This window comes from Dactylosporangium sp. NPDC051087 (genome assembly GCF_055586325.1).
Map to the genome: position 1 here is coordinate 1 of NZ_JBVJIJ010000038.1, position 21,535 is coordinate 21,535.

The 21,535-nt window shown below is 71.4% G+C and carries 19 protein-coding genes and 1 pseudogene; 12 read left to right on the forward strand and 8 right to left on the reverse strand.

The genetic code is table 11. From position 1 onward, the window contains the following. Positions 1-69 precede the first annotated feature (69 nt). The 4 genes from ACZ6TV_RS47390 (at position 70) to ACZ6TV_RS47405 (ending at position 3,427) form a co-directional block, all read left to right on the forward strand. Complete coding sequence (locus ACZ6TV_RS47390; RefSeq protein ID WP_465306848.1) at positions 70-552, forward strand: SDR family NAD(P)-dependent oxidoreductase; 483 nt, start codon at positions 70-72, stop codon at positions 550-552. 26 nt (positions 553-578) lie between these two features. Continuing rightward, complete coding sequence (locus ACZ6TV_RS47395; RefSeq protein ID WP_465306850.1) at positions 579-953, forward strand: MerR family transcriptional regulator; 375 nt, start codon at positions 579-581, stop codon at positions 951-953. Positions 954-1,406: 453 nt separating this feature from the next. Then, positions 1,407-2,357 carry a hypothetical protein gene (locus ACZ6TV_RS47400; RefSeq protein ID WP_465306852.1) on the forward strand — a complete coding sequence of 317 codons (951 nt, stop codon included), beginning with the start codon at positions 1,407-1,409 and terminating at the stop codon, positions 2,355-2,357. 470 nt (positions 2,358-2,827) lie between these two features. After that, positions 2,828-3,427 (forward strand): hypothetical protein, encoded by a 600-nt coding sequence (locus ACZ6TV_RS47405; protein ID WP_465306854.1) that lies wholly within the window; start codon positions 2,828-2,830, stop codon positions 3,425-3,427. A 241-nt stretch (positions 3,428-3,668) separates the two neighbouring features. Here ACZ6TV_RS47405 and ACZ6TV_RS47410 read toward each other — a convergent pair whose 3' ends face one another. From ACZ6TV_RS47410 to ACZ6TV_RS47425, 4 genes and pseudogenes are all read right to left on the reverse strand, one after another. Next, a complete protein-coding gene (locus ACZ6TV_RS47410; protein ID WP_465306856.1) occupies positions 3,669-3,914 on the reverse strand; it encodes an ATP-binding protein in 246 nt (81 codons plus the stop codon). Positions 3,915-3,988: 74 nt separating this feature from the next. Beyond that, a pseudogene (locus ACZ6TV_RS47415) lies at positions 3,989-4,528 on the reverse strand (Mu transposase domain-containing protein); the annotation flags it as partial. Then, a complete protein-coding gene (locus ACZ6TV_RS47420) occupies positions 4,438-4,953 on the reverse strand; it encodes a DDE-type integrase/transposase/recombinase (RefSeq protein WP_465306975.1) in 516 nt (171 codons plus the stop codon). The pseudogene ACZ6TV_RS47415 and the gene ACZ6TV_RS47420, both read right to left, overlap by 91 nt. Before the next feature lie 1,090 nt (positions 4,954-6,043). Continuing rightward, the gene (locus ACZ6TV_RS47425) at positions 6,044-6,682 is read right to left on the reverse strand and encodes a DUF2625 family protein (RefSeq protein ID WP_465306858.1); all 639 of its coding nucleotides are present in this window, start codon (positions 6,680-6,682) and stop codon (positions 6,044-6,046) included. Positions 6,683-7,347: 665 nt separating this feature from the next. Here ACZ6TV_RS47425 and ACZ6TV_RS47430 point away from each other — a divergent pair. Further along, the gene (locus tag ACZ6TV_RS47430; protein WP_465306860.1) at positions 7,348-7,659 is read left to right on the forward strand and encodes a hypothetical protein; all 312 of its coding nucleotides are present in this window, start codon (positions 7,348-7,350) and stop codon (positions 7,657-7,659) included. A 231-nt stretch (positions 7,660-7,890) separates the two neighbouring features. On the opposite strand, the gene ACZ6TV_RS47435 is transcribed toward ACZ6TV_RS47430, so the two are convergent. Further along, a complete protein-coding gene (locus ACZ6TV_RS47435) occupies positions 7,891-8,694 on the reverse strand; it encodes an SEL1-like repeat protein (protein WP_465306862.1) in 804 nt (267 codons plus the stop codon). Positions 8,695-9,105: 411 nt separating this feature from the next. Between ACZ6TV_RS47435 and ACZ6TV_RS47440 the strand changes: the two genes are divergently transcribed. Continuing rightward, positions 9,106-10,251 carry a helix-turn-helix domain-containing protein gene (locus ACZ6TV_RS47440; RefSeq protein ID WP_465306864.1) on the forward strand — a complete coding sequence of 382 codons (1,146 nt, stop codon included), beginning with the start codon at positions 9,106-9,108 and terminating at the stop codon, positions 10,249-10,251. Next, positions 10,241-10,828, forward strand: coding sequence for a peptide deformylase (locus ACZ6TV_RS47445; RefSeq protein WP_465306866.1), 588 nt, complete (start codon positions 10,241-10,243; stop codon positions 10,826-10,828). The genes ACZ6TV_RS47440 and ACZ6TV_RS47445 overlap by 11 nt, the downstream gene beginning before the upstream one ends. 13 nt (positions 10,829-10,841) lie before the next feature. Here the strand turns inward: ACZ6TV_RS47445 and ACZ6TV_RS47450 are convergent, their stop codons facing one another. The 3 genes from ACZ6TV_RS47450 to ACZ6TV_RS47460 all read right to left on the reverse strand — a co-directional run bounded on the left by ACZ6TV_RS47450 (position 10,842) and on the right by ACZ6TV_RS47460 (position 14,819). Further along, the gene (locus ACZ6TV_RS47450) at positions 10,842-11,513 is read right to left on the reverse strand and encodes an HAD family hydrolase (protein ID WP_465306868.1); all 672 of its coding nucleotides are present in this window, start codon (positions 11,511-11,513) and stop codon (positions 10,842-10,844) included. 109 nt (positions 11,514-11,622) lie between these two features. Further along, positions 11,623-13,167, reverse strand: coding sequence for a hypothetical protein (locus ACZ6TV_RS47455; RefSeq protein ID WP_465306870.1), 1,545 nt, complete (start codon positions 13,165-13,167; stop codon positions 11,623-11,625). Further along, complete coding sequence (locus ACZ6TV_RS47460; protein ID WP_465306872.1) at positions 13,164-14,819, reverse strand: TOMM precursor leader peptide-binding protein; 1,656 nt, start codon at positions 14,817-14,819, stop codon at positions 13,164-13,166. The genes ACZ6TV_RS47455 and ACZ6TV_RS47460 overlap by 4 nt, the downstream gene beginning before the upstream one ends. A 107-nt stretch (positions 14,820-14,926) precedes the next feature. Here ACZ6TV_RS47460 and ACZ6TV_RS47465 point away from each other — a divergent pair, with 107 nt between their 5' ends. The 5 genes from ACZ6TV_RS47465 to ACZ6TV_RS47485 are packed head-to-tail and all read left to right on the forward strand — an operon-like array spanning position 14,927 to position 21,512. After that, positions 14,927-15,106 (forward strand): thiomuracin/GE37468 family thiazolyl RiPP peptide, encoded by a 180-nt coding sequence (locus tag ACZ6TV_RS47465; RefSeq protein ID WP_465306874.1) that lies wholly within the window; start codon positions 14,927-14,929, stop codon positions 15,104-15,106. A gap of 4 nt (positions 15,107-15,110) precedes the next feature. Then, complete coding sequence (locus tag ACZ6TV_RS47470) at positions 15,111-17,717, forward strand: lantibiotic dehydratase (protein ID WP_465306876.1); 2,607 nt, start codon at positions 15,111-15,113, stop codon at positions 17,715-17,717. Beyond that, positions 17,714-18,664 carry a lantibiotic dehydratase C-terminal domain-containing protein gene (locus ACZ6TV_RS47475; protein WP_465306878.1) on the forward strand — a complete coding sequence of 317 codons (951 nt, stop codon included), beginning with the start codon at positions 17,714-17,716 and terminating at the stop codon, positions 18,662-18,664. The genes ACZ6TV_RS47470 and ACZ6TV_RS47475 overlap by 4 nt, the downstream gene beginning before the upstream one ends. Then, positions 18,661-21,192: a thiopeptide maturation pyridine synthase gene (locus ACZ6TV_RS47480; RefSeq protein ID WP_465306880.1), complete on the forward strand. Its 2,532-nt coding sequence runs from the start codon at positions 18,661-18,663 to the stop codon at positions 21,190-21,192. The genes ACZ6TV_RS47475 and ACZ6TV_RS47480 overlap by 4 nt, the downstream gene beginning before the upstream one ends. Further along, positions 21,183-21,512 (forward strand): hypothetical protein, encoded by a 330-nt coding sequence (locus ACZ6TV_RS47485; protein ID WP_465306882.1) that lies wholly within the window; start codon positions 21,183-21,185, stop codon positions 21,510-21,512. The genes ACZ6TV_RS47480 and ACZ6TV_RS47485 overlap by 10 nt, the downstream gene beginning before the upstream one ends. The last annotated feature ends 23 nt before the right edge of the window (positions 21,513-21,535 follow it).

Sequence of the window (21,535 nt, forward strand, 5' to 3'; positions counted from 1 at the left end):
GATCACCAATCGCCTACGAAACAGCCACCCAAACCATCTCAGCTACGCTGCCCCAAGCCGCATAAACGCGTGTCCAAGATCAGGGGCGAAGGCCCGACCCCGCAGCTGATCGCGGCGCAGGTCGCCACCAACCTCGTCGCACCGATCCTGTTGGCCCAGGCCGCGCTGCCGCTGCTGGAGGACTCCGGCGGGGTGATCGTCAACGTCAGTACGGCGGTGGGACAGCGGGCCTGGCCTGGCAACTCGATCTACGCTGCGACCAAGGTCGCCCTGGAACTCCTCACCCGCAGCTGGGCGGTCGAGCTGGCCCCCCGCGGGATTCGAGTGGTGGCGGTCGCTCCCGGCGCGATCGACACCCCCATCGGCGAGCACCAAGGCCTCACGCCGGAGCGGATTGCTGCAGTACGGGAGTGGCAACTCGCGCACACCCCCCTGGCCCGGATCGGTCGTCCCGAGGAGGTGGCTTGGGCGATCATCCAGCTCGCCGCGCCGGCAGCATCGTTCATCACCGGGGTAGTACTCCCGGTCGACGGCGGAGCGGTTATAGCCTGATGGAGCGGAACGGGAGGTGGGATGGGGTGCGGATCGGTGAGCTGGCCGAAGCAACTGGGACGACCGCTCGTGCGCTGCGGCACTACGAACAGGCCGGGCTGATCTCCTCCGAACGAGCCTCCAACGGCTACCGCATCTACGACGAGCGGGCCCCGGTTCGTGTCCGGAACATCCGTTATCTGCTGGCCGCCGGTCTCACCCTGGACGACGTGCGCGTGTTCCGGCCATGCCTGGACGGCGATGTCGCGGCCGCGCCGCCTTCGGACACGGGCCTGCGGGTCGCGCTGGAACGGTTGGCGGTCCTCAACGAACGGATCGCCGCCCACGCCGACGCCCGCGACCGGCTGGAAGCCGCACTTCGGGAGAGGACCGCCGATCGCACCCACCCGCTGACCACCTGACGCTTGTCTGACGGCTTGCTCACATCGCCGGAAAGCTGGCGCGCTTCACCGCATCAACCACTACTCACGCCCCGGCGGCAGCAGGCCGGCGAACCCCTCGCCATGATCAGGTGCACGGTCATGGGCAGAGGTGCGCCACTCGGCGTTCGTCACCGCGGCAGCATCTACGGAGAGTGGCCTGGTGATCGCGAGGTTGCCGCGTCGCTGCTTTGTCGTGGGCCGCGGGTGAAAGCTTCCTTTGCCACGTTGGCGCGACCGTGGGCGGGCTGTGTTGGAGGATGTCGGCATGCCGTTCTCGTTGCCGATCCCGGCCGAGGCTAACGCACTGTCGAGAAGGGATCCACGAGTCTTGGTGGTCGCCGTGATGTTGGCCGGCAGTTGCTGCAACTCTGAAGCACCGCGGCTTCAGCCCGTCTGCATCGATGGTCGGCGTGGTCAGCGGAAGGGTTGATCGTGGCGCGAGGCGATTGGGAGCCTGATGAGGCGGATCAGCAGTGGCTTCCCGAGTTTGATGTGCGGACTGTTGTCGCAGGTTTCCCGCCCGGTCTGGTAAGCCTGGACGACCCCAGGTTGCAGGTCTTGAACGACCACGGTCCGCCGCTGTCCGAGATTCGTGCCAGCGTCGAGGGGTTGGCCGGCGACGATCCTGCCGCTGTGCTGAAGGCGCTCACCGCCCTGGGATGGCTGGTCTGCAGCAATGGCAATACAGTCGTGTCCGGTGCGTTCCTGTTGCCGCACTTGATCCGGATGGCGGCGGATCGGGGATTCGCTTACCGGGTCGAAGTGTTGCAACTCGCCGGTGACCTTGCGCGGACGGATGGCCTCCGCATGGAGATGCGTCCGTGGATGCTGCGGGCCGCGCAGCCGATTCCAGTCTATGACCCCTGGGGATATCACGAGAACTGGTCAGTGGATGCTGTCCGTGTGATGGTTGGGCGTGACGCCCGCCTACTGATGGACCTTCTCGGCGATGACGATCCCGGCGTGCGCGGGCGTGCGGCCTACGTGCTGGTCACCGCGCTACCTGTCATCGAGGATCTACCCGGGGTGCTGAGGTCGAGGCTCGACGTCGAAGTCGACACAGCCGTGAGGATGATCCTTGTCATCAGCGTCGCGCAGCAGTACAGGGAACTCGACCGCGTCGCAGAGGCACTGGTCTGGACGCGGGCGCTGTGGTCCGATCCGACGTTGCCTGTCGAGCTCCGCCTGGGCGGCGCGATCGCCTGGCTCAACCTCACTTCAGCGGCCATACCGCCCGGACTGCGGCGCCTGCGGGACGAGGTGCCCGTGCCGGTTGTGCGCGAACTGGCGCAGCACCTTCCATGGATCTGGTGGCTCAGCTACTACCCTCCCGATGGGATTGAGGCCTGGTGGCAGCGTTTGGACGAGGCTTCCTCCGACTGAGCCCTCCGTGCAGGAGCATGTCGGCGCTAACGAGCCCACTTGAGGCGCTATTTCGCCACCAGCCAAGTGAGACACCCCCTTAGTCCAGGCCCAGCATCCACTCCACGCCGTGGCGGATGGCGGCGATGCCGGGCACGGTGTGCGCGTCCGACGGGTCGACGAGCACCTTCGCTGGGCCGTCCGGCCGCCAGTGCGTCACGACCACAGCGTCGGACCGTGCGTCGGGGCGCTCGAAGGTGTACGGCCAATGTGCTATCAGCACCAGGCCGTGACCAGCGAGGCGAGCGAGGACGTGTCCCATGGGTGCGCACTGTAGTCACAGCAGTTGCGTCGATGATCCCTGGCTCGCAACGTCCGCGGTAAGTACGGCTGATCTTGCAGAGGCGCGGCTTGATCTCCAGGCGCATGCGGATGTCACAACTGCTTCCCCTCGCCGCCGTGACAATCACCGCGAGTGACACGATGAAGTGATGTTCTGGCCGGTCCTCCTCGACACCGCTCCCCGCGACACCGTTTGGTCACTGGGCGAACGGGTCTCGACCCGCCTGAGATGGCTCGACGACCCAGATCTCCCCGACGATCTGGTGCTGCAGCAGGTCGGCGTGCGGGCCAGCACGTTGCTTGGTTTCGACGGGCAGCCCTGGGCGCAACTTGTCGAGGCCGGCGACCTGCGCGCGGTCCGGGACGGCGATCACCGATCAGGCGACGTCACGCTCGACGGATGCCTGGGCTTCGACGCCCTTCTGGGGATCATCGGCGAGTTGCCCGTCACGGAGGGTGTCGTCCGGCGGGTCCGGGTGGTGCATGACCTGCACGATCGAGGCACCAGCGAGTGGGTCCGCCGGCCCGGGGAAGTGCGCCTGACTGACGTCCCCGATGCCTGCCCCACACGCCTGCGCGACGAACCGTCATTGGCCGAACCGATGCCCGAGGACTGGGAGCCCGAGCCCGGCACCATGCAGATCATGAGCCCCGAAGAGTACTTCCAACTGGCCCGTGACCATCTCCCGGCAGAGCAGTGGCAGGCCCGCGGATTCCTCGTCGACCTGGACGTCGCCGATCCCTCCTGAGCCCACCCCAACGACTCCAGTGGCGACTTCGTGCGCTGCACTGTCCCACTGCGCGCCATGCTTGCCTCTCAGCGAGTGTGGGGTTGGTGGGTGTCGGGGGTCCAGTCCTCGATGTCCTCGGACCAGGGTGCGGGCCGGCCGTGGTCGTCCCAGAAACCGGTCTCGACGCCAGCGGGTAGGGCGGCGTTGCGTGCCGTGCGTTCAGCTCGCGTGGGGACGTCGGGGTGTGGTGCCGGTTCGATCATTTGGTCGCGGCCGGTGCTTTGGGTCGCTTGTTCGGCCGGTATGAGGGGCCGTTCATGAAGACCTGGTGGCTGGTGTTGATGAGCCGGTCGAGCAGGGATTCGGCGACGACGGGGTTGGGGAACAGCGGATACCAGTCCTGGGGTGCCCTGTTCGCGGTGATCGCGAGCGAGCGGCCATCGGCGATGCGTTGGGAGATGAGCTCGTAGAGGTCGTCGGCTTGGCCGGGGGTGAACTCGCGCATCGCGAAGTCGTCGAGGATGAGCAGGTCGGGTTTGACGTGCGCGGCGAGGCGTTTGTCGAAGGTGCGCCGGCGAGGTCGGCGAGGATGCGGCTGGTTTTGTGGAAGCGGACCTCGGCGCCGGCGCGGATGGCGAGGTGTCCCATGGCTTGGGCGACGTGGGTCTTGCCGACGCCGACAGCGCCGTAGAGGACGATCGATTCTCTGGCATTCAGCCAGCGCAGCGCGGCGAGGTCGCGGATCTGCGCGGCGGGGAGTTTCGGGGTGCGGATATGAAATGCGATCTTCTCCGGCGGGTAGTCTGCGACGTCGGTGGCCCGGCTCCGATCCTTGCGGACGTGGGTCTTGACCAGTTCGCCGTGGTGGAAGACCTGCACCATCGTCGGCGTGGCGCGGATGTCGACGAGCTGCCCGATCAGCCGCCACGGCACCGAATACAGGGCCTTGCCGCATTTGATGTGGACGTCCGGGGCGACCTTGGCCCGGGACCACTCGGCCAGGGTGAACGCCGCAGCCGGTAACGGGGTCAGCGTCCCCGCTTCGACCGGGTCGAACACGTCGGCTGGGTGCGCTCGTCCAGGCCGCGGTGCCGGCGTTGACCGGCGACCTCGCGGCACCAGTGCAACGCCGAGGCCTGCATCTCCACCAGCGAGGTGAACTCCCGGCCCTTCCACCACGAGTCACGGATATAGGGCATCTGCCGCTCGACCCGGGGCTTGTCCTTGGGCTTGCGGGCCCGCGCCGGGTCGATCAGAACGCCGTAGTGCACCGCGAGCTCGGCATAGGCCCGGTTCAGCTGCGGATCGCAGAGATCGGGCTTGTCCACCCCGGTCTTCAGGTTGTCCGGGATCAGCCTGGCCGGGCACCCGCCGAAGAACGCGAACGCCTCGACGTGACTGGCCGTCCGCGACGCCTGATCCATGCTGACCACCGGCCGCACGAACATGTGCCTCGAGTGCGACAGCACCAACACGAACGCCCAGATCCGCTGCGACCAGCCGGTCCGCGGGTCCGTCCACGAGCCCAGCAGCCCGTAGTCGATCTGTCCCTCGAGACCCGGCTCCGGATCGGCGCAGCACCGTCACCCGTTCCCGGGTCGCGTCCTCGGCCAGATTCGCTGCGACGTACCGCTTGAACGACGCCACCGACCCGGTCGCGCCACGCTCGTCGCGCAGCCGCTGATGGATCGTCGTCTTGGTCACCCCGGCCCGCAGTATCTCCACCACGTAGTCGCGGTGCTTGTCGAACTCCGGCCAGGTCAGCTGCCGCAGCCGGGTATCGGTCAGCTGCGGGAACCACTCCTTCACCAGCGGCGTCCAGTCCGCCTGACTCATCGGCGGTGTCCCACCCGGCACGAACCCAGCCGTGATCGCCGCCTCGACATACCGCCGGATCGTCTTGCGATCCACGCCCAGCGAGCCGGCCACGTCGTACTGCGACCGGCCTGCATACCAGTGCGCCAGGATCTCGGTGATGTCGACCACGTCGAACGTCCTCCTCGCCATCCGCTCCCCGAAGGGCCCGCTGGCGGAAGATCATCCTCACAAGAAGAAAGGATCTTGACAACTACAGCCGAACGCTCGCCATCCCCACCACGAACACCACGAGCGACCAGCCAGTCCACGACGAGCACAGACCAGGGGAATTACGTGAGCAGATCACGGCCGTGCGGGGAATTACGTGAGCGCTGACAGCCACGAGATGTGGCGCATGAGCCGCGTCACCGAGGTCATCGAGACGGATGATTGACGCGAACCGCGGATTCGGCCTGCCTCAACACGCCGTTGTCCAACGCGGTCAATGCGCGATGTCAGCGGCATGAGCGGATGGTTCGACATCGGATTTCTAGCTCTTCAACGGCCAGCGCTGAGACCAGCCGCCGTGCGGTGGTGTCAGCCCGACCTCCTCATCGAAGATCTCAGCGCACTTCGCGACGCACACCTGGCAGATGATCGGCCCGGCCTCGGTGGATACAACCCGGACATGCCGGTTGTGGCGGCCGCACAGAGAACAGGTGACGTCGCTGAACTGGGACGGATCATCCACCCGACGAGAGTATCGGCTCCGTGCAGCGAGCACCGTCCGCGGCGTGTGCGGAAACGTGATCAAGTGCGCTGGCTCGCCGGCCGTCCCTACGGGCCGGTGTTGGCCGCGCCGATAAGAGACATCGCCTCGGACATCGGGATGGGACGGCGGGATACCGCGTTGTGGTCCTTGCCTTCCCGGGTCCAGAGCGGCGGCAACACGTTGATGGCCTGGTCGAGGCGGCAGGCGGCGACTTCGTCAGCCCATCCCGGCCAGCGCAGCTCCTCGTAGAAGCCATTCATCGCACCACCGATCATGGCAGCGAGCCAGTCGCCGCAACCGCGCTCGGTGTCCTCCCACCGGAGGGTGTCCGGCGCCAGGTACCAGATCGTCGGTTTGCCGCTCGGGCCGGGCATCCACGCGAACTGTCCTCCCAAGACGTCCTGCGCAACGATCAGTCGGCCGGTGACGCCCTCATTGATTTCGCCGAGGCTGGCGAGCAGATGTTGCTCACTGCCGGATCCGAGAACACGGAGCCATCCGTGATCCAGCACCAGACCGCCGCTGCGGTGAACTACGGCACCCAGCCAGGACCGCGTCGTCACCTGCACCCGGAGCAGCTCCAGATCGGCGCGCTGAGTGTCGGCGTCGAGCACGACGACCGAATACGGTGCCGCGGCAATGACGGCCTCGATCTCGGGCCACGCCGGATCATCGGTGTCGAGCAGCTCGTTCAGCGAATGCACGCCGGGATGATACCGAGACCCGACACGCACGCTCTTCGTGCAGTTCAGGAAGCCTCCGGCGCCCGTCCGGACGATGACGCCCTGCAACCCGGTCACAGCTGGCCGCCGCGCACGATCGGCGGCATGGCAGTACGTCGCGGAAACGGAACGCACGTGGGCTGATGCCGCGTCTGCTCTGGTCGGGAATAGGCACACGGGCAGGGCGCGCGTCAGGTCGGGTTGTGGTTGCGGTGAACCGCGACGAGGAGAAGCGACGCATCGCTGGCCGGCGATCGTCTGGACGCGCATCTTCAGGCCCTTGCCCGGCGTCTGGGTGCCGGCCGGACAAGAACACTGCCACCACCCGCAGACCCAGCGGCGCCGCCCAACTAGGCGTCCACCGACGGGTGTCCACCGGCCGGTCAGATCACACCCCGTGACAACGGGCGTCCGGGCACACCGCGGCACACCGGTGACGCCACCGGCGATCCGGGTGTTGACCTTGAAGGGCGCCGGTTTCCTACGCTTTGCCGCTCCCACCCGCCGAAGCGAAGGTCACCGTCTGTGCCATCATCCCTGCGTCCAAGCGTGAACTACGCGGAGGACCCGCACGGTCCGGCCTACGGTCACGTGTGGGCGTGCATCTACGGCTTCGACGTCAACACCGGCATGTACGGGTCGGCTTGATGACCCCGTTCGCCGGGCCGGCGGCCACGCCGCCGGCCCGCGGCCAGACCCTCGGCGCGGTCCTCGGCGCGCTGCCGCACGTGCTGCTGATGGCGTTCCTGATCCTGCAGCTCATCGTCAACCCGGAGGCCCGGCCGTTCATGCTGCTGCTGGTGATCCCGGAGCTGGCGATCACGCCGGTCGGGGTGCTCGTCGGCGGGGTGTGCATGACCCAGCCGTACGCGCGGGCGTTCGGACGGGGCACGCTGTCCAGCACGCTCATCGGCGCGACCGTGTTCGTCCTGACCTGCCTGGTGACCACGTCCGTCTGATGGTTGCATGCCGGCCGTGGCGGACCTCATCGAGATCTTTGCTGGAGTTGGCGCCCCATTCGCGCATCAATGGCCGACCGTCGGAGCGGGCCCGCTCCGGTCGAGTCACCGTCTGATGACTGAGGGACAGGCCACCATCCCAGCCAGGATCACGTGTTCGCTTCTCGACACGGTCGGACGTTCGGGCTCGCCGAGCCGGGGCGTGCTGATGCGGATGTGCGAGCCGTGCCGTCACCGCGTCAGTGCCCAGACTGCGAGTCCGGCGCTGGCGGGCACCGCGACGACCATTGTGAGGAGCGCGGCCGTCGGCAGGTTCGGCAGGTCCCGGGCGTGGTCGCGCCAGACGCCCCAGACGAACGCGGTCAGCGCGTACGCGGTCAGCGCCCACCACCACGGTCCACCGGACACTGCCAGAGCCACGCCGGCGACCACCTGGCACAGGACCGCGATCATGGCCAGCGTGCCGACCCGTACGCCGTAGAGGGCCGGCGCCTGCGGCAGGGCGGCCGGTGTGACGACCGGGACCAACCGCTGCAGCGGCGCGGCGTTGCCGTCCGTGTTGTACAGGCCGCCGGGGCGGAACATGGCCCGGCCGACGACGTGCTGGTGATCGGCGGCAGCCCGGAACCAGGTCTCAGCCGCCTCGACGCCGTCACGCTCCTCCGTCAGCCGACCCATCTCCCACATCGACTCGACGTCGCCCCGGTCCACCGCGGACTGCAGCAGCCGTGCGGCCGAGTCCGTGTCCCCTGCCAGTTTGTGCATCATGGCGTGTCCCCGCATGGCGCGGTGCTCGCCGGCCTCGGAGGCCGCCACCAGCAGGTTCTGTGTGGGATACCGGCGCCGCACCACCCGCGACACGCCCCACAGGACCACCGCCCCGGCGGCGCAGCCCTGACCGATGACGAGCAACCAGCCGACGTCGGCAAGCCAACCCACAATCGCCGGAACCGCCGCCGCGACAAGGAGGATCACCGCATAGCCACGCCAGACCGCCCGGTCCTGCTGCTGCACAACGCCCCCGTCAGGATTCATCTATCAGTTGATATATGTGCCCACCGTACCCCGGCTGTTCGGCCGCTCTCGTCCCTGCGGATACACCGCCCTCCGCTCAGGCTGATCGGCGTCGAGCCGCCCGACGTGCTGACCGGCCGGGCGTCCCGGTGGCCGCCGGCGACGCCCGCCGGGCACGCCGGCCAGCGCCAGGTCCAGGGTCCCGGCGGCCGCGGCCCGGGTCGGCGGGGTCGCGTTCCGCGGGCCTGTGTGGCAGGCGGAGGACGTCGTTGAGGGCGATCGCCGTCAGCACCCCGACGGTGATCGGCGTCTGAGTGTCGATGTTGACGCCGACGGTCGTGCCGGCGGCGATGGCGGCGGCGAGGATGCCGGCTCGGGCTGCGAGCAGCCGGATCGGCCAGCGGTGCGGTGAGCGGCGCAAGAGTGTCATGTATGCAGGTGACGCCGCGATCGGGGGGTGCCACCAGTGCACAGCGTATTCACACATCGTTCTTTCTCATTCACACTGGGTGCATGGAGGTCGGGGGTAGCGCAGGGTCCGCGGGAGATCCGGCAGACGATCTTCTGACCGCCCAGCGAAACTTCGGGCGTCTGGTCCGCGACCTGCGGATACGGCTCGGACTGTCGCAGCAGACGCTGGCCCGGCAGATTCCGTGCCACCGGACCACGGTCGCGAAGATCGAGACCGGCGACATGAAACCGACGGCGCACTTCGCCCGGCGGGCCGACGCGGCGCTGAGCGCGGGCGGGGCGCTCCGCGCCGGCTTCCAGCGCTACGAGGACGCCCGGTCACCGATCGCCGCCGGCGCGGGCGGGCGGCGGGTCACCGGTCCGGCGCCGTCCGGGCCGCGCAGCATCCGGGTGGTACGGGAACGCGCGGTCATGTCGCGGCGCGAGCGGGGCTACGACATCGCCGTGCTGCGTGAGATCGAGAACCGCGGTGAGGAGCCGATCAACGCGTTTCCGCTGCGGGTCCACGTCGACGCGTTCCCCAACGACGTGGACCGGTCCCGGCAGCATCACCGGCGTCACCCGTTGGTGTGGGGTGATCTGGACTTCCATGCCTGGCACGCCTCGGACCTCGACGACCTCGACCTGTGGCTGCGGACCGGGGTGCGGGGCGAGCCGGGCACCGAGCTCATGCACCGCGCAGACCAGCTGGTGACCGACACGGTCATCGAGGGCTGGATCCTGTTCCGGTCCTTGGACTATGGCGAGCCGCTGCCGCTGCATTCCGGCGAGCGGATGGTCGTCGCCCACACCCACACCGTGACGGATCCGCTATGGGGTCCGTGGTACCAGCGGCATCTGAAGTACGACACGAGCCGGCTCGAGGTCGAGCTGCGCTTCCCCAGGCATCTCGACACGCGGGTGTGGGTGCAGCAGCTGACGGCGGGCCGGGTGGACCTGCACCCAGGGCAGAGGATGACACCGAGATTCGAGTCTGTGGCGGACCGTGACTGGGCAGTGTGGTCATGGTCGGCGACGGACCTGAGCGCGCACGATCGCTACCGCTTCGAATGGCGGTTCCGTAATGCACCTCCGACGACGATCGCGGGAGAGAGCAATGTCCATTGATCTGGCGTACCGGTCTCCGCAAGCGAACGTATCGACCGCCGGCCGCCGGCGGCCGAGCGAGGTGATGGCCGGGCTGGGCATCGTCCAGCTCGGGGATCCGGTGCTGTCCGCGCCGACCGGCCCGGTGCGCCTGCCGCAGGACGCGGCGGAGACGGTCCGCACCGTCGAGCGTCTCGCGGCGGCCGCCGACGCGGTGCAACGCGCGCACAAGTTCAGCGGCACGATGGGGATCGCGGCGCCGCAGATCGGCGTGTCCATGGCCGTCGCGCTGCTGCGACCGGCGACCGGACCACAGATCGTGCTCGTCAATCCGCGGGTGCTGGACGTCGGGCCCGAAAATCCAAGCGATTGGGCGGAGGAGACCGAAGGCTGCCTCAGCTTCTTCGACGTCCGTTGCGTCGTGCGCCGTCCCCGCCGGGCCGTGGTGCAGTATCAGCAGCTGTCCGGGGTGACGGTGACCGCGGTCTTCCAGGACGGCCGCGCGGCACGCGACGTCCTGCACGAGATCGACCATCTCAACGGCGTGCTGTGCCTGGACCGGGTGGAGCGCGGCAAGCCTTCGGTGCTCGTCGTCTGAGCCGTGTCCCTGCTCAGTGTGCGACGAGCCCGAGCAGGTTGCGGACCACGCCGGCGTTGAGTTCGGTCAGGACGTCGATGTGGCGGTCCACCGTCCCGGCCGCGGCGAGGCGGGACACGTGGACGACCTTGCAGTGTGCGTCCCTGGCGCTGGCCACCCCGCGCCAGGAGTCCTCGACGGCCACGCACGAGGAGGGCGGCAGGCCGAGGTGGCGCATCGCGGCGGTGTACGGCGCCGGGTCCGGCTTCGACGCGTAACCGTCGTCGCCGCACACGACGACGTCGAAGCAGTCCGGGCCCGCCTCGGCCAGGACGTAGTCGACGAGGACGCGGTAGGTGGAGGTGACGAGGCCGATGGCGAAGCCTTCGGCGCGCAGCGCGGTGAGCAGGTCCCGGGCGCCGGGCAGCCAGTTGACGCCTTCCGCGTATCGCCCGCGGACCTGTCCCTCGACCCAGGTGACGTCGTCGGCGACGTCGCTGTCGGTCCAGCCGAAGTGGTCGTGGAGGTATCGCATCGCCAGTGTCGAGTCCAGACCGCTGAGGTTCTCGAGGACCTCTGTGGTCATGTCGGCGCCACGCGAACGGATCAGGCTGGTGTTGGCGTGCGCCCATACCGGTTCGCTGTCGATGAGCGTGCCGTCCAGGTCGAACAGGACCCCTGCGTGATGCTCTTGGTGCGCGACCACAAGTCACCTTTCCAGGAAAGAATCGTCGGTATGGTAACTGCACCGGCCATCGACCCGAATTCCCCTCCACGGGTGAAGACCTATAGACCTTGGACAGCACAGAGTGGCGTCACGGTCCCGATCGACGGCACGAAAGCAGTGTCCGCACGACGGTGAGGCCGGTGCGGGCGACGTCCACCGGGGTGATGTCGGCGAACCACGCGTCACGGTGATGTTGGTGCAGCCACCGCTCGACGGCGGGGAGCAGTGCGCCGGTGTCGAGGACCGGCTGCGGGTGGCCGGCGCCGGCGAGCTGCCGCGGGCCGAGCAGCGTCAGCAACGCGTGTGTCGCGGCGGCCGCCAAGTCGTCGCCCCACCCGACGGCCGGCGCGGACCGTGGGAGCCGCGCCACGACGACGGGGATGGCCGCGTCCACCGGCACCGACAGCCGTATCGGCAACCCGGCCCGCTTGGCGGTGCTCACCAGCAGTTCGAGGGTGTCCGGGCGGCTCGCGCCCGCGTACAGCGCCGCCGGCTCGACGGGACCGCCCGGCCCGGCCTGTGCCGCGTCGTCCGCTAGGACCTGGCACAGGCCTGCGGTCACCGCGTCCGCGAGGCCGGCGCCGACCCCGGTTCCTGCCGTGCACGGGCCCGTGGGTGAGGGTGCCGGGTCGCCGGTGAACGGTGTGCGGGCTGGCGTCCACCACAGTGGCCGGTCGGGCAGGACCGCGTCGGCGTAGCAGGCCACCGCCGTTCGGACCGCGGCGGTACGAGCTTCGTCCACTGTGGATGGATGGTAGGCGACGAAGGTCCGTGCGGGGTACGCCAGACGGACGGCACCGACCCGCAGCGGCAGTTGCGGCGCCGCGTCGTCAGCGAACCCGGCCAGGACCCCGACGTGCGGCGCGAGAAGATCCGCCATTGTCGCGTCGGCCGCGCCTCGGGGATGCCCACAGCCGGGGTGCGGCAGCAGCCGCTCCCTGCGGGTCTCGCAGGTGGCGAGGTCGAGGACCAGCACCGTCGGGAAGGACCCCTGGACGGGGCTGACGGCCGCCAGGACCTCGGCGGCGAGCAACGTCCCGGCGATCGCCGCGACAGCGCCGTCCAGCGTCGCCGGGCCCATGGCGGCGGGGTCCCGGTTGGCGAGCAACCGCAGCCGCATACAGGACTGGCAGGGCGCGCCGATGACCACGACGTTGTCGACGGCGAACGCCGAGACCGTCACCCCGCCGGTCACCTCGACCGTGAGGTCGGCGCGGTCGTGGCCGGACAGGTCGGCCACGAAATCGACGGCCGATATCCCCGAGCGCAGCAACGTTCGGGCGGCCGCGGCCACCATGGGCGCGGCGGCGGGCCACCGGCTCCGCAGCACCACCCGCAGGTCCTTCGCCGGTGAGGCCGGGTCGTCCCGCACCGCTTCGCCGGCGCAGTCGTGGCGCAGCAGCACGGCGACGACCTGCACGAGGGTGCGTTGCTCGTCGAGGGGAAGGCCGGCGCAGAGCCCACGCACCGTCGACGCCCCGGTGAGCAGCGGCGCGATCCGCTGCAGCACGACCGCCGCCTGGTCCCGGACGAGGAACGCGGTGTCGCCGCGCCGTACCAGTACGCCCTCGGCGATCCGGATGAGCCGGACGTCGGCGTGCAGCCGCGGCCGGTCCTCGGGCGTCACCGTCATGACAAGGGGTGGGGCACGTGGTGCGGGCCCGCCGAACGGGGCGCGGCGCCGATCCGGGCGTGCCCCGGTGCGCGTTGCCGCGGCCCGAAGTCGAGCGGGACCAGCCCCGGGGCGATGACCCGCGCCGAACGTAAGCCGAGGCGTCGTTGCTCCACTGTGGACAGGTCGACGACGATGACGTCCGAGCCGGTCTCCATGACCGCGTCCGCGCAGGCGCGCAGGTCGTCGAGCAGGTCCAAGGTGGACGGTCGCGGCCACGGACGCGGCACCGCGGGCGGCTCGTGCCGGTCGCCGAGCAGGAATTCGGCGTGCGTGGCCGAGGCCGGGTCGGTGAAGAGCGTGGCGTGGTCGGCGGCGGACTCGACGAGGCCGTGGTCGCGCAGCATCGCGCCGATCCGGTCGCGCTGGGCGTGGGCGCGTTCACGGACGGCCGGCACGAGCGCGGCGAGCTCACCGACGGCGCCGGCGACGGCGGCGTCCAGGTCGAGTCCGGCCGCGGCGGCGAAGCACAACGCCGGTGCCGCGCCGCCGGTGGCGACCGCGACCGCGGTGACGACCGGCACCGGCAGGTCGATCCTGGTGTCGAACAGGCGCACCCGGTGCCCGCCCGCGGCGAGCCGGTCGACCAGCGCGCCGGCCGCCGGGTCGGTGACCGTGCCGGGCGCGAGTTCCGGCAGGTGCGCGCGGCCGTACCAGGCGATCAGGAACGCGTCGCGTTCGACGAGCTCCAGCAGGCCGTGCAGGGCCGCCTCCTCCAGGCACGTGCCGATGGCGCAGCCGTTGGACGTCTCCCCCGGGCCCGCGAGGAAGTACGCCATCCGCTCCGGTACGAGGACCGGCGCGTCGCGGCGCAGCGAGTGCCCCGGCACCCACCGGATCGGTTCCCGCGGGTCGAACGTCGGCCAGTCCCCCGGTACGGCATGCGCGGCGACGTGTTCGAACGTGTCGACGACGATCGGGGCGGTGCCGGCGTGCCATGCGGCCGCGGCGCGTTCCAGGCCTTCCAGGAGCGCGGCGGTGCGGCTGCGGGCGTAGCTGCCGGCGTGCCCGCTCCACAGCACCGGCGTGACCCGGCCCGGTCCGCTGCCGGTCAGGGTGCCGCCGACGGTCACGGGGACGATCGGCGCGTCGGTGAGGGCGACGGCCGCCGGGCCGAGGGCGCCGCACACGGGGTTGACCAGTGCTCGGTCCGGCAAGCCGACGGCGTCGAGGTCGCGGAGGCGGGACGCCTTCGTGGACGGTTTCGGCCGCGGTACGAACCGGATCGGCGCGGCCGGGGCAGGGGTGGTGCCGCAGGCCGGGCAGGACGGGTCGGGCAGCAGCTCGTGGCGCTGGATGTCGAGGGTCTCCCAGGCCAGCCTGAACACCGTGCCGGCGGCGGCGACCGTGTACAGGTGCCGGATCAGCTCCAAGAGGGCGGGCGTGAGATGCGGCCAGGGCCCGGGTGTCCAGCTGTCGGCGTCGGCGGCCACGCGCAGCGCCGCCGGTTGCAGACGCCCCCGGCGCAGCGCGAGACAGGTGTCGCAGGAGCCGATGAGGACCGCGTCGTCGGTCAGGTGCACCGTCGCGGCCGGGTCGGTGCCGAGGACGCCGACCACGGCCTCCGGCACGTGCGACTGGATCGTGGCGACCGCCGTCACCAGTCCGTCCATGACCCGGATTCTCACCGCGACGATCTGGGGGAACCACTAAACCCGATCCACCACGGTGGGGCGTAGGTCGCCCGGGCACGGGCCGACCACCGCTGAGGAGGTATCAGATGCAGTCAACGGAAGGCCTGGCCGACACCCGGTCCGAGCTGCGGTTCGAGCTCGACGAGGTGCCGATGGACATCTTCGACCTGGCCGAGCAGGGCCTGACGGTCGAGTCACTCACCGCAGGGCACGGGCTGGGCGAGTTCGGCGCCTCGTCGGTGTTCTCCTGCTCGTCCTCGTCCTGATCCAATGACACGACCGCAGGCCCTGACCACACGAACGGTCGCCGGCTATGCCGTCGAGCAGCCGGTGGTGGTCCGGGTGGCGGGCCTGCCGGTCGGCGTCCTGTCCGCGATGCGGTTCACCCGTACCGTCGCCGCCGTCGACGCCGTCCTCGACGCGCAGGACGAGACCCGGCGCACGGCGCAGGAGCTGTCCGAGGCGCTGTACCCGCACGTCGGTGACCCGGCCAACGCCGCCCTGAAGACCCGGCTCGTCGCCCTGCGGCGGGCCATCCACCAGGACCGGCGGCTGCCGGAGCACGTGTGGGACGCGCACATCCGCGCCGCCCTGCCCGCAGACGTGGCCGGCCGGATCGACGGGTGGCACGCGGAACGGGCCGCCCGCCTCGGCGCGGAAGCCGACCTCGAGGCGCTCCTCGGCGCCGAGGCCGGCACGGTCGCCGACCGCATCCGCGACGCGGCCGGCCGCCCCGAGTTCCGCCGGGCGCTGGCCCAGGCGAGTCCCGACCTGTCCGCAGCGTTGGAGCGGTGGCTGGGCGCCGGTCACCGGCCCCGCGCCCGGACGATCGGCGGGCTGGTCGCGTTCCTCGGCCGGGCCGCCGCGAAGACCAGCCCGTACAGCTCGTTCGCCCGGATCGGCCTGGCCCGCCTCGACGACACCGACCCGCCAGAGCCGGACGATGCCAGCCCGGGGTCGGCGTCGTCGGTGCTGGAGTTCGACCGGGTGCTCGTCGCGCGGCTGGTCCGTGCCCTGTCGGCCCGGCCCGAGCTGGCGGCGACGCTGGTGCTGCGGGTCAACCCCAGTCTGCACCGGGACGGCGGGACGCTGCGGTTCCTCGGTACCGGCGAAACGATCGTCACCATGGCCGCCGCGCCCGCCGTGCTCGCGTGCCTCGACATCGTCCGCGACCGGCCCGCCACCACCGCCGACGTCGTGCGGCACCTCACGGCCACCGGCGCGGAAGCCGCGAAGATCGGCGTGTTCGTCGACCGGCTCGTCGCCGTGGGCCTGCTGGAGGCCCGCCCGCCCGTACCCGTCGAAGGCACGCGGCCGCTCGGCGCCCTCGCCGACTGGCTCGACGAAGTCGCGGCCGGCACCGGCGTGGGACCGCTGCGCGAACTGGACCGGCTGATGAGCGACCCGGCGCCGGTCGGGGACGACACCGGGCTCGCCGCACACCGCGAACGGCTGCGGACCGCCGTCGCGCACACCGTGCGGCTCGGCCGCGACTTCGCCGTGCCGGACTGGCCGGACGCCGACCGGCTCGACCGGTTCGTCTGCCACGAACACGTCGTGGACACCGGGCCACCGGCCCGCCTCGACGGCCGCGCGTGGCGGCCGGTGCTGGACGACCTCGACGTCGTGCGGCGCTGGCTCGGGCTGCACGACCCGATGCTGCCGACCCGTCTCGCCCTCGCCGACCGGTGGACATCGTGGTTCGGGTCCGCGCCCGACGTCGCGTTCCTGGACCTGCACGAGCGCGTCCAGCGGGACCTCGCCGGGCAGGCGCCGCTGTCGGCGTACCTGCGCGGCGACTACACCGTTGGCGCCGCGGACCTCGCGACCAGCCCGGTCGAACGGCACCGGCGGCTGCACGCCCTGCTCACCGAGTCGATCTCGGCGCTCACCGGACCGCCATGGGTGGACCCCGACGCGGTCCGGCGGCTGACCGGGACCTGGCCGGAGTGGGTGACCGCGCCGTCGTCGATCACCTGCTACGGGCAGGCCGTCCCCGGCGCCGACGGGCCCGGCCTGGCGGTCAACGTCATCACCGGCGGGCACGGCCGCGGGCGGGGCCGGTGGGCGCACCTCGCCGGACGCGCCACCGGCACCCCCGTCGAGCCCACACCGGCCGTGGACCGGCCCGACGGGCCGATCGTCGCGGAACTGGCCGGCCTGTTCGGGTCGGCGCTCAACCTGCGGGCCGGCCTGTCGACCCACGAGATCTCCTACCCCGGCGCGGAGGACACCCGCCCGCCACGGCAGCGGATCGCCCTCGGCGCGCTACGGGTCCGCCAGGACCCGGGAACCGGGCTGCCGCACCTGTTCGACGCCGCCACCGGCCGCCGGGTGATCCCCGTGCACGCGGGCATGATGGCCGACCTGCTGCTGCCGCCCGCCGCGCGGCTGCTGCTCGCCGCGTTCGGCCCGGCGTACCTCGTCCACCCCGCCTGGCCGGTGCTCGGCCCGCTGCTGGACCCGGCGGCGGTCACCACACCGACGCTCCTGCCCCGCGTCGCGGTCGGCCGGGTCGTGCTGCAGCGGGCCCGCTGGCTGGTCCCCGCCGCCGGCGTGCCCCGGCAACGCCCCGGCGACACCGACGCCGGGCACCTGCGGCGGCTGCTGGCCTGGCAACGCGACACCGGCATCCCCCGCACCTCCTACGTACGGCTGTGGGACCCGCAGCAGGCGTGGGGTCAGCGGGCCTTCACCAAGGCCCGCAAGCCCGTCTACGTCGACCTCGCCAACTGGTACGCCGTGCAGAACCTCGACCGGCTCCTCGCCGACTGGACCGGCCTCGTCACGTTCGAGGAACCGCTACCGGCACCGCACGAGGCCGGGCACGTCGCCGAGCTCATGTTCGAGCTCACCGCCGCCGGGGGTACCGGATGAGCCGGGTCGACGAGCACGACTGGATCAGCGTCCACCTGTTCCAGCGCGGCGACCTCGACCCGCTGATCGTCGATCTCGTGCCGGCCCTGCTGCACGAGCTGCGCGAGGACAAGCTCGCCGAGGATCTGTTCTTCCTGCGGTACTGGGAGGGCGGCAACCACCTGCGGCTGCGCGTCCGCCCGGCGCCCGGCGTGGCACGGGGACGGCTCGCGGCGCGGCTCGGCAGCCGGTGCCGCGAGCACCTGCGCGGCCGGCCGGTCACCGGCGAGGACACCCAGGACGCCTACGCGCACCGGGCCGCGCTCGCCGCCCGATGGGAGGGCCGCTCCGGCCACGCCCGCCGGCTGCGGCCGGAGAACACGGCCCACTTCGTGCCGTACCGCCGCGAACCCGAACGCTACGGCACCGGCGCCGCGATGGACGCCGCCGAACGGCACTTCGTCGAGTCGAGCCTGCTCGCGCTGCGGGTGCTGCCCAGGACACCACCGGCGCAGCGGGTGACGGTCGCGCTCTGCGCGGTCCTGACCACCTGGCTGGTCTGCCAGCCGGACCCGGCGGCCCTCGCGCCGCTGCTGCGGATCATGCCGGACCCGGTCACCGCACCCGACGACGCGTTCGCGCGGCAGCAGGACCGGCTCATGTCGATCACCGGGCAGGTGCGGCAGGTCATCGCCGCCACCGGCACCCTCCCGCCGGAGCACGTGCTCGGCGGCTGGGCAGGCTCGGTGACCCGGCTGCGGGACAGCCTCACCGCGGAGCTGACCGCCGGCCGGTTCACGCCACCCGCCCGCGGCTGGGAAGGCACCGGCGCGGCCGGCACCGGCGTCCTGCCGGTCCTCGACATCTGCGCCCACCTGTTCTGCAACCGGCTCGGGCTCACCGTCGGGCAGGAGGCATACGTGCGGCACATGGCGGTACGGGCCGTGTACGAGTTGGAGGCGGCGTGACCGGCTGGCAGAGCGTGCACATCCACTACCACGACGACCCGCGGGACCTGCTGCTCGACGCCGTGGAGCCGCTCATCGGGCAGCTCGCCCAGCTCGCGCCGCACGCCGGCGCGTACTTCATGCCGCACTGGCGGCAGGGCCCGCACCTGCGGCTGCACGTCCGCGCACCCGACGACGTGTTCCGCGACGTCGTCTCCCCGCTCATCCACGACCGTATCGGCGGCTACCTGCGCGAGCACCCGTCCCGGACGGTCCTGGACCCGGCCGCCGAGCTGGACGGCCACCGGCGCCTCGCCGAACTGGAACAGGACCCCGGCCCGCTCCTGCCCTGGCCGGCGAACAACACGATCGTGCCCGCCCGCTACGACCGGCGGCTGCACATGCTCGGCAGCGTCGCCGCCGCCGACCTGCTCGCCGACTTCCACGTACAGACCACCGGCCTCGCCTTCGACGTGCTGCGGCTGCGCCGGCAGGGCCGCCAGCTCCCCGCCGTCGCGTTCGACCTGATGATCGCCACCGCCGAAGCGCTCTGCGGCGCGGACCTGCGCTGGAGCTTCGTGTCGTTCCGGTCCCACGCCGAGGCGTTCCTGTCGACCTGGCCCGAGGGCGGCGGGCTGCGCCCCGCGTGGGACGGCTACTTCACGGCGAACGCCGACCGGCTCACCGCGCGCGCCGAAACGGTCGCCGCCGCCGTCCACCACGACGACGGCGACGCCCTCGTCCAACGCTGGGTCCGCACCGTCGCGCCGTTCCGCGAGCGGGCCGGCGCCCTCATCGACGCCGGCATGATCAGCCTGGACCCGCCGCCGGAGGCGCGCGCCGAACACGCCGCGCTGGCCGCGCAGCTCGGGCAGGCCAGCGCGTTCCACGCGGCGACCGCGGACAGCCCCGAGTTCGAGACGCACGTGCGGGACACCGTCTGGTTCGCCCAGCACCGCCTGCTGCTCAACTACCTGTACCTGTTCCTGACCCGGGTGGGTCTGACCCCGTCGGAGCGTTTCCTGCTGTGCCACGTGGCGGCGAACACCGCCGAACGCCTGCACGGCGTGTCCGCGGTCGACGTGGCGCGGCGCAGCCCCACCGGCGCCTCGATGGGCCGACTCGTCCCGGGGCTGCGACCCCCGGACTCCTCAGCCGAGACGGCCGACGGTCCAGCCCGGCTGTCCGAGCGGCTCGCCCTGCGGCTCGGCGTGCACGGCGTCACCGCCGAGGACGGCCGGCACCACCTGGTGAGCTGGCCCCGCGCGGAGCCGCTCGGCGTCCTCGACGACGGCCGGCGGGCCGTGCTGTGGCGGCTGTCCGCGGGCGGCTGCGATCCGTCGGTACTGGCCGAGATCGCCGCCGACCACGGCTCGGACACGCCGGTGGACGGGCTCGTGGACCGGCTGCGTGAGCGGGGCTGGCTCGCCGTCACCGTGCTGCACGGCGGCGTCGCCCAGTACACGGTGATCCCCAAAGGCAACTGGTGGCCCGTGCCGCCGGTCGAGCCGTCCGGGCCGCCGGCCCTGTCCCGGTTCGCGGTGCTGCGCCGGGACCACAACGGGCTGCAGCTCACCTCGCCCCGCTCACCGGTCGTCGTGCGGATCCACGCGCCGCAGGTCGCGGCGCTCCTCGCCGGCCCGCTCACCGACGGCGACGCGCTGAGCGCCCGGCTCGCCGCCGACCTCGCCCGCGCGGGACTCCTCGACGGCCCCGAGTCCTTCACCGAGGCCCAGTGGAGCCCGCACGAGCTGTGGTTCCACGACAGCAGCCGCCAGTCGTACGAGCGCGCCGGATCGACCCGGTTCTCCCACTTCGGCGCGACGCTGTGGGCCAAGGACCGGTTCCCGCCCCTGCCCGGCCGGCCCGCGCCCATGGGCACCCGCACCGTCGCACTGGCCCGCCCCGACCTGACCCTGCTGCACAAGACCGACCCGACGCTCACCGACGTGCTGGAGCGGCGCCGCTCGATCCGCGGGTACGACGAGTCGTCGCCGGTCACCGTCGAGGAGCTCGGCGAGCTGCTGTTCCGCTGCGCCCGGGTCCGCTCCACCGACGACAGCCAGGGCTGGGACACATCCGATCGCCCGTACCCGGCCGGGGGCGCCGTCCACGAACTGGAGCTGTACCTCGTGGTGCGCTCGGCGGCCGGGCTGGAACCCGGCATGTACCACTACGACGCCTTCGAGCACCGGCTCGAGGCGCTCGACGCCGCCGAACCGCCACGCCGGCGGCTCCTGCAGGCCGCCGCCCGCGCCATGGGCGCCGACCAGCCACCCCAGGTGCTGATCGTCATCGCCGCCCGCTTCGGCCGGCTGATGTGGAAGTACGAGTCGATGGCGCTCGCCCTGACCCTGAAACACGTCGGTGTGCTCACCCAGACGCTGTACTGCGTCGCGACCGCGATGCGGCTCGCCCCGTGCGCCGTCGAGGCGGGCGACACCGACGCGTTCGCCCAGGCCACCGGCCACGACCGGCTGACCGAGTCCAGCGTCGGCGAGTTCTGCCTGGGCTCGGCACCGCCCCCCGAGGAGCCACCATGTACCTGATGATCGTCGCCTGGGACCTCGCCCGCTCCGAGCAGACGACCACGACACTGCGCGACTACCTGCGCGACTACGCCGTGGACGCGTTCACCGGCCTGCCCGGCATGCTGGGCAAGTTCTGGTTCTCCAACGAACCCCGCCAGGTCTGGGGCGCCGTCTACCTGTGGACCGCGCTGACCCACGCCGACCCGGCGCGGCTGCCGAGCCGGGCGGTCGAACTCATCGGCTACGAACCCACGTCGGTCAGCGTGTTCGAGCTGGAGGCCGTCGCGGCGGGCGCCGACTGGTCCAACCTCCTCGACGGCAACCTCGTGCAACCTTGATCGCTGGTCTGCCGTGCACCGCC

What these genes read in the sequence shown, in the direction of transcription:
- ACZ6TV_RS47405 (WP_465306854.1), top strand. Translation starts at nt 2,828, where the DNA reads ATGTTCTGGCCGGTCCTCCTCGACACCGCTCCCCGCGACACCGTTTGG.
- ACZ6TV_RS47410 (WP_465306856.1), bottom strand. Translation starts at nt 3,914, where the DNA reads ATGCGCGAGTTCACCCCCGGCCAAGCCGACGACCTCTACGAGCTCATC.
- ACZ6TV_RS47430 (WP_465306860.1), top strand. Translation starts at nt 7,348, where the DNA reads ATGACCCCGTTCGCCGGGCCGGCGGCCACGCCGCCGGCCCGCGGCCAG.
- ACZ6TV_RS47435 (WP_465306862.1), bottom strand. Translation starts at nt 8,694, where the DNA reads ATGAATCCTGACGGGGGCGTTGTGCAGCAGCAGGACCGGGCGGTCTGG.
- ACZ6TV_RS47440 (WP_465306864.1), top strand. Translation starts at nt 9,106, where the DNA reads ATGCAGGTGACGCCGCGATCGGGGGGTGCCACCAGTGCACAGCGTATT.
- ACZ6TV_RS47445 (WP_465306866.1), top strand. Translation starts at nt 10,241, where the DNA reads ATGTCCATTGATCTGGCGTACCGGTCTCCGCAAGCGAACGTATCGACC.
- ACZ6TV_RS47455 (WP_465306870.1), bottom strand. Translation starts at nt 13,167, where the DNA reads ATGACGGTGACGCCCGAGGACCGGCCGCGGCTGCACGCCGACGTCCGG.
- ACZ6TV_RS47460 (WP_465306872.1), bottom strand. Translation starts at nt 14,819, where the DNA reads ATGGACGGACTGGTGACGGCGGTCGCCACGATCCAGTCGCACGTGCCG.
- ACZ6TV_RS47465 (WP_465306874.1), top strand. Translation starts at nt 14,927, where the DNA reads ATGCAGTCAACGGAAGGCCTGGCCGACACCCGGTCCGAGCTGCGGTTC.
- ACZ6TV_RS47470 (WP_465306876.1), top strand. Translation starts at nt 15,111, where the DNA reads ATGACACGACCGCAGGCCCTGACCACACGAACGGTCGCCGGCTATGCC.
- ACZ6TV_RS47475 (WP_465306878.1), top strand. Translation starts at nt 17,714, where the DNA reads ATGAGCCGGGTCGACGAGCACGACTGGATCAGCGTCCACCTGTTCCAG.
- ACZ6TV_RS47485 (WP_465306882.1), top strand. Translation starts at nt 21,183, where the DNA reads ATGTACCTGATGATCGTCGCCTGGGACCTCGCCCGCTCCGAGCAGACG.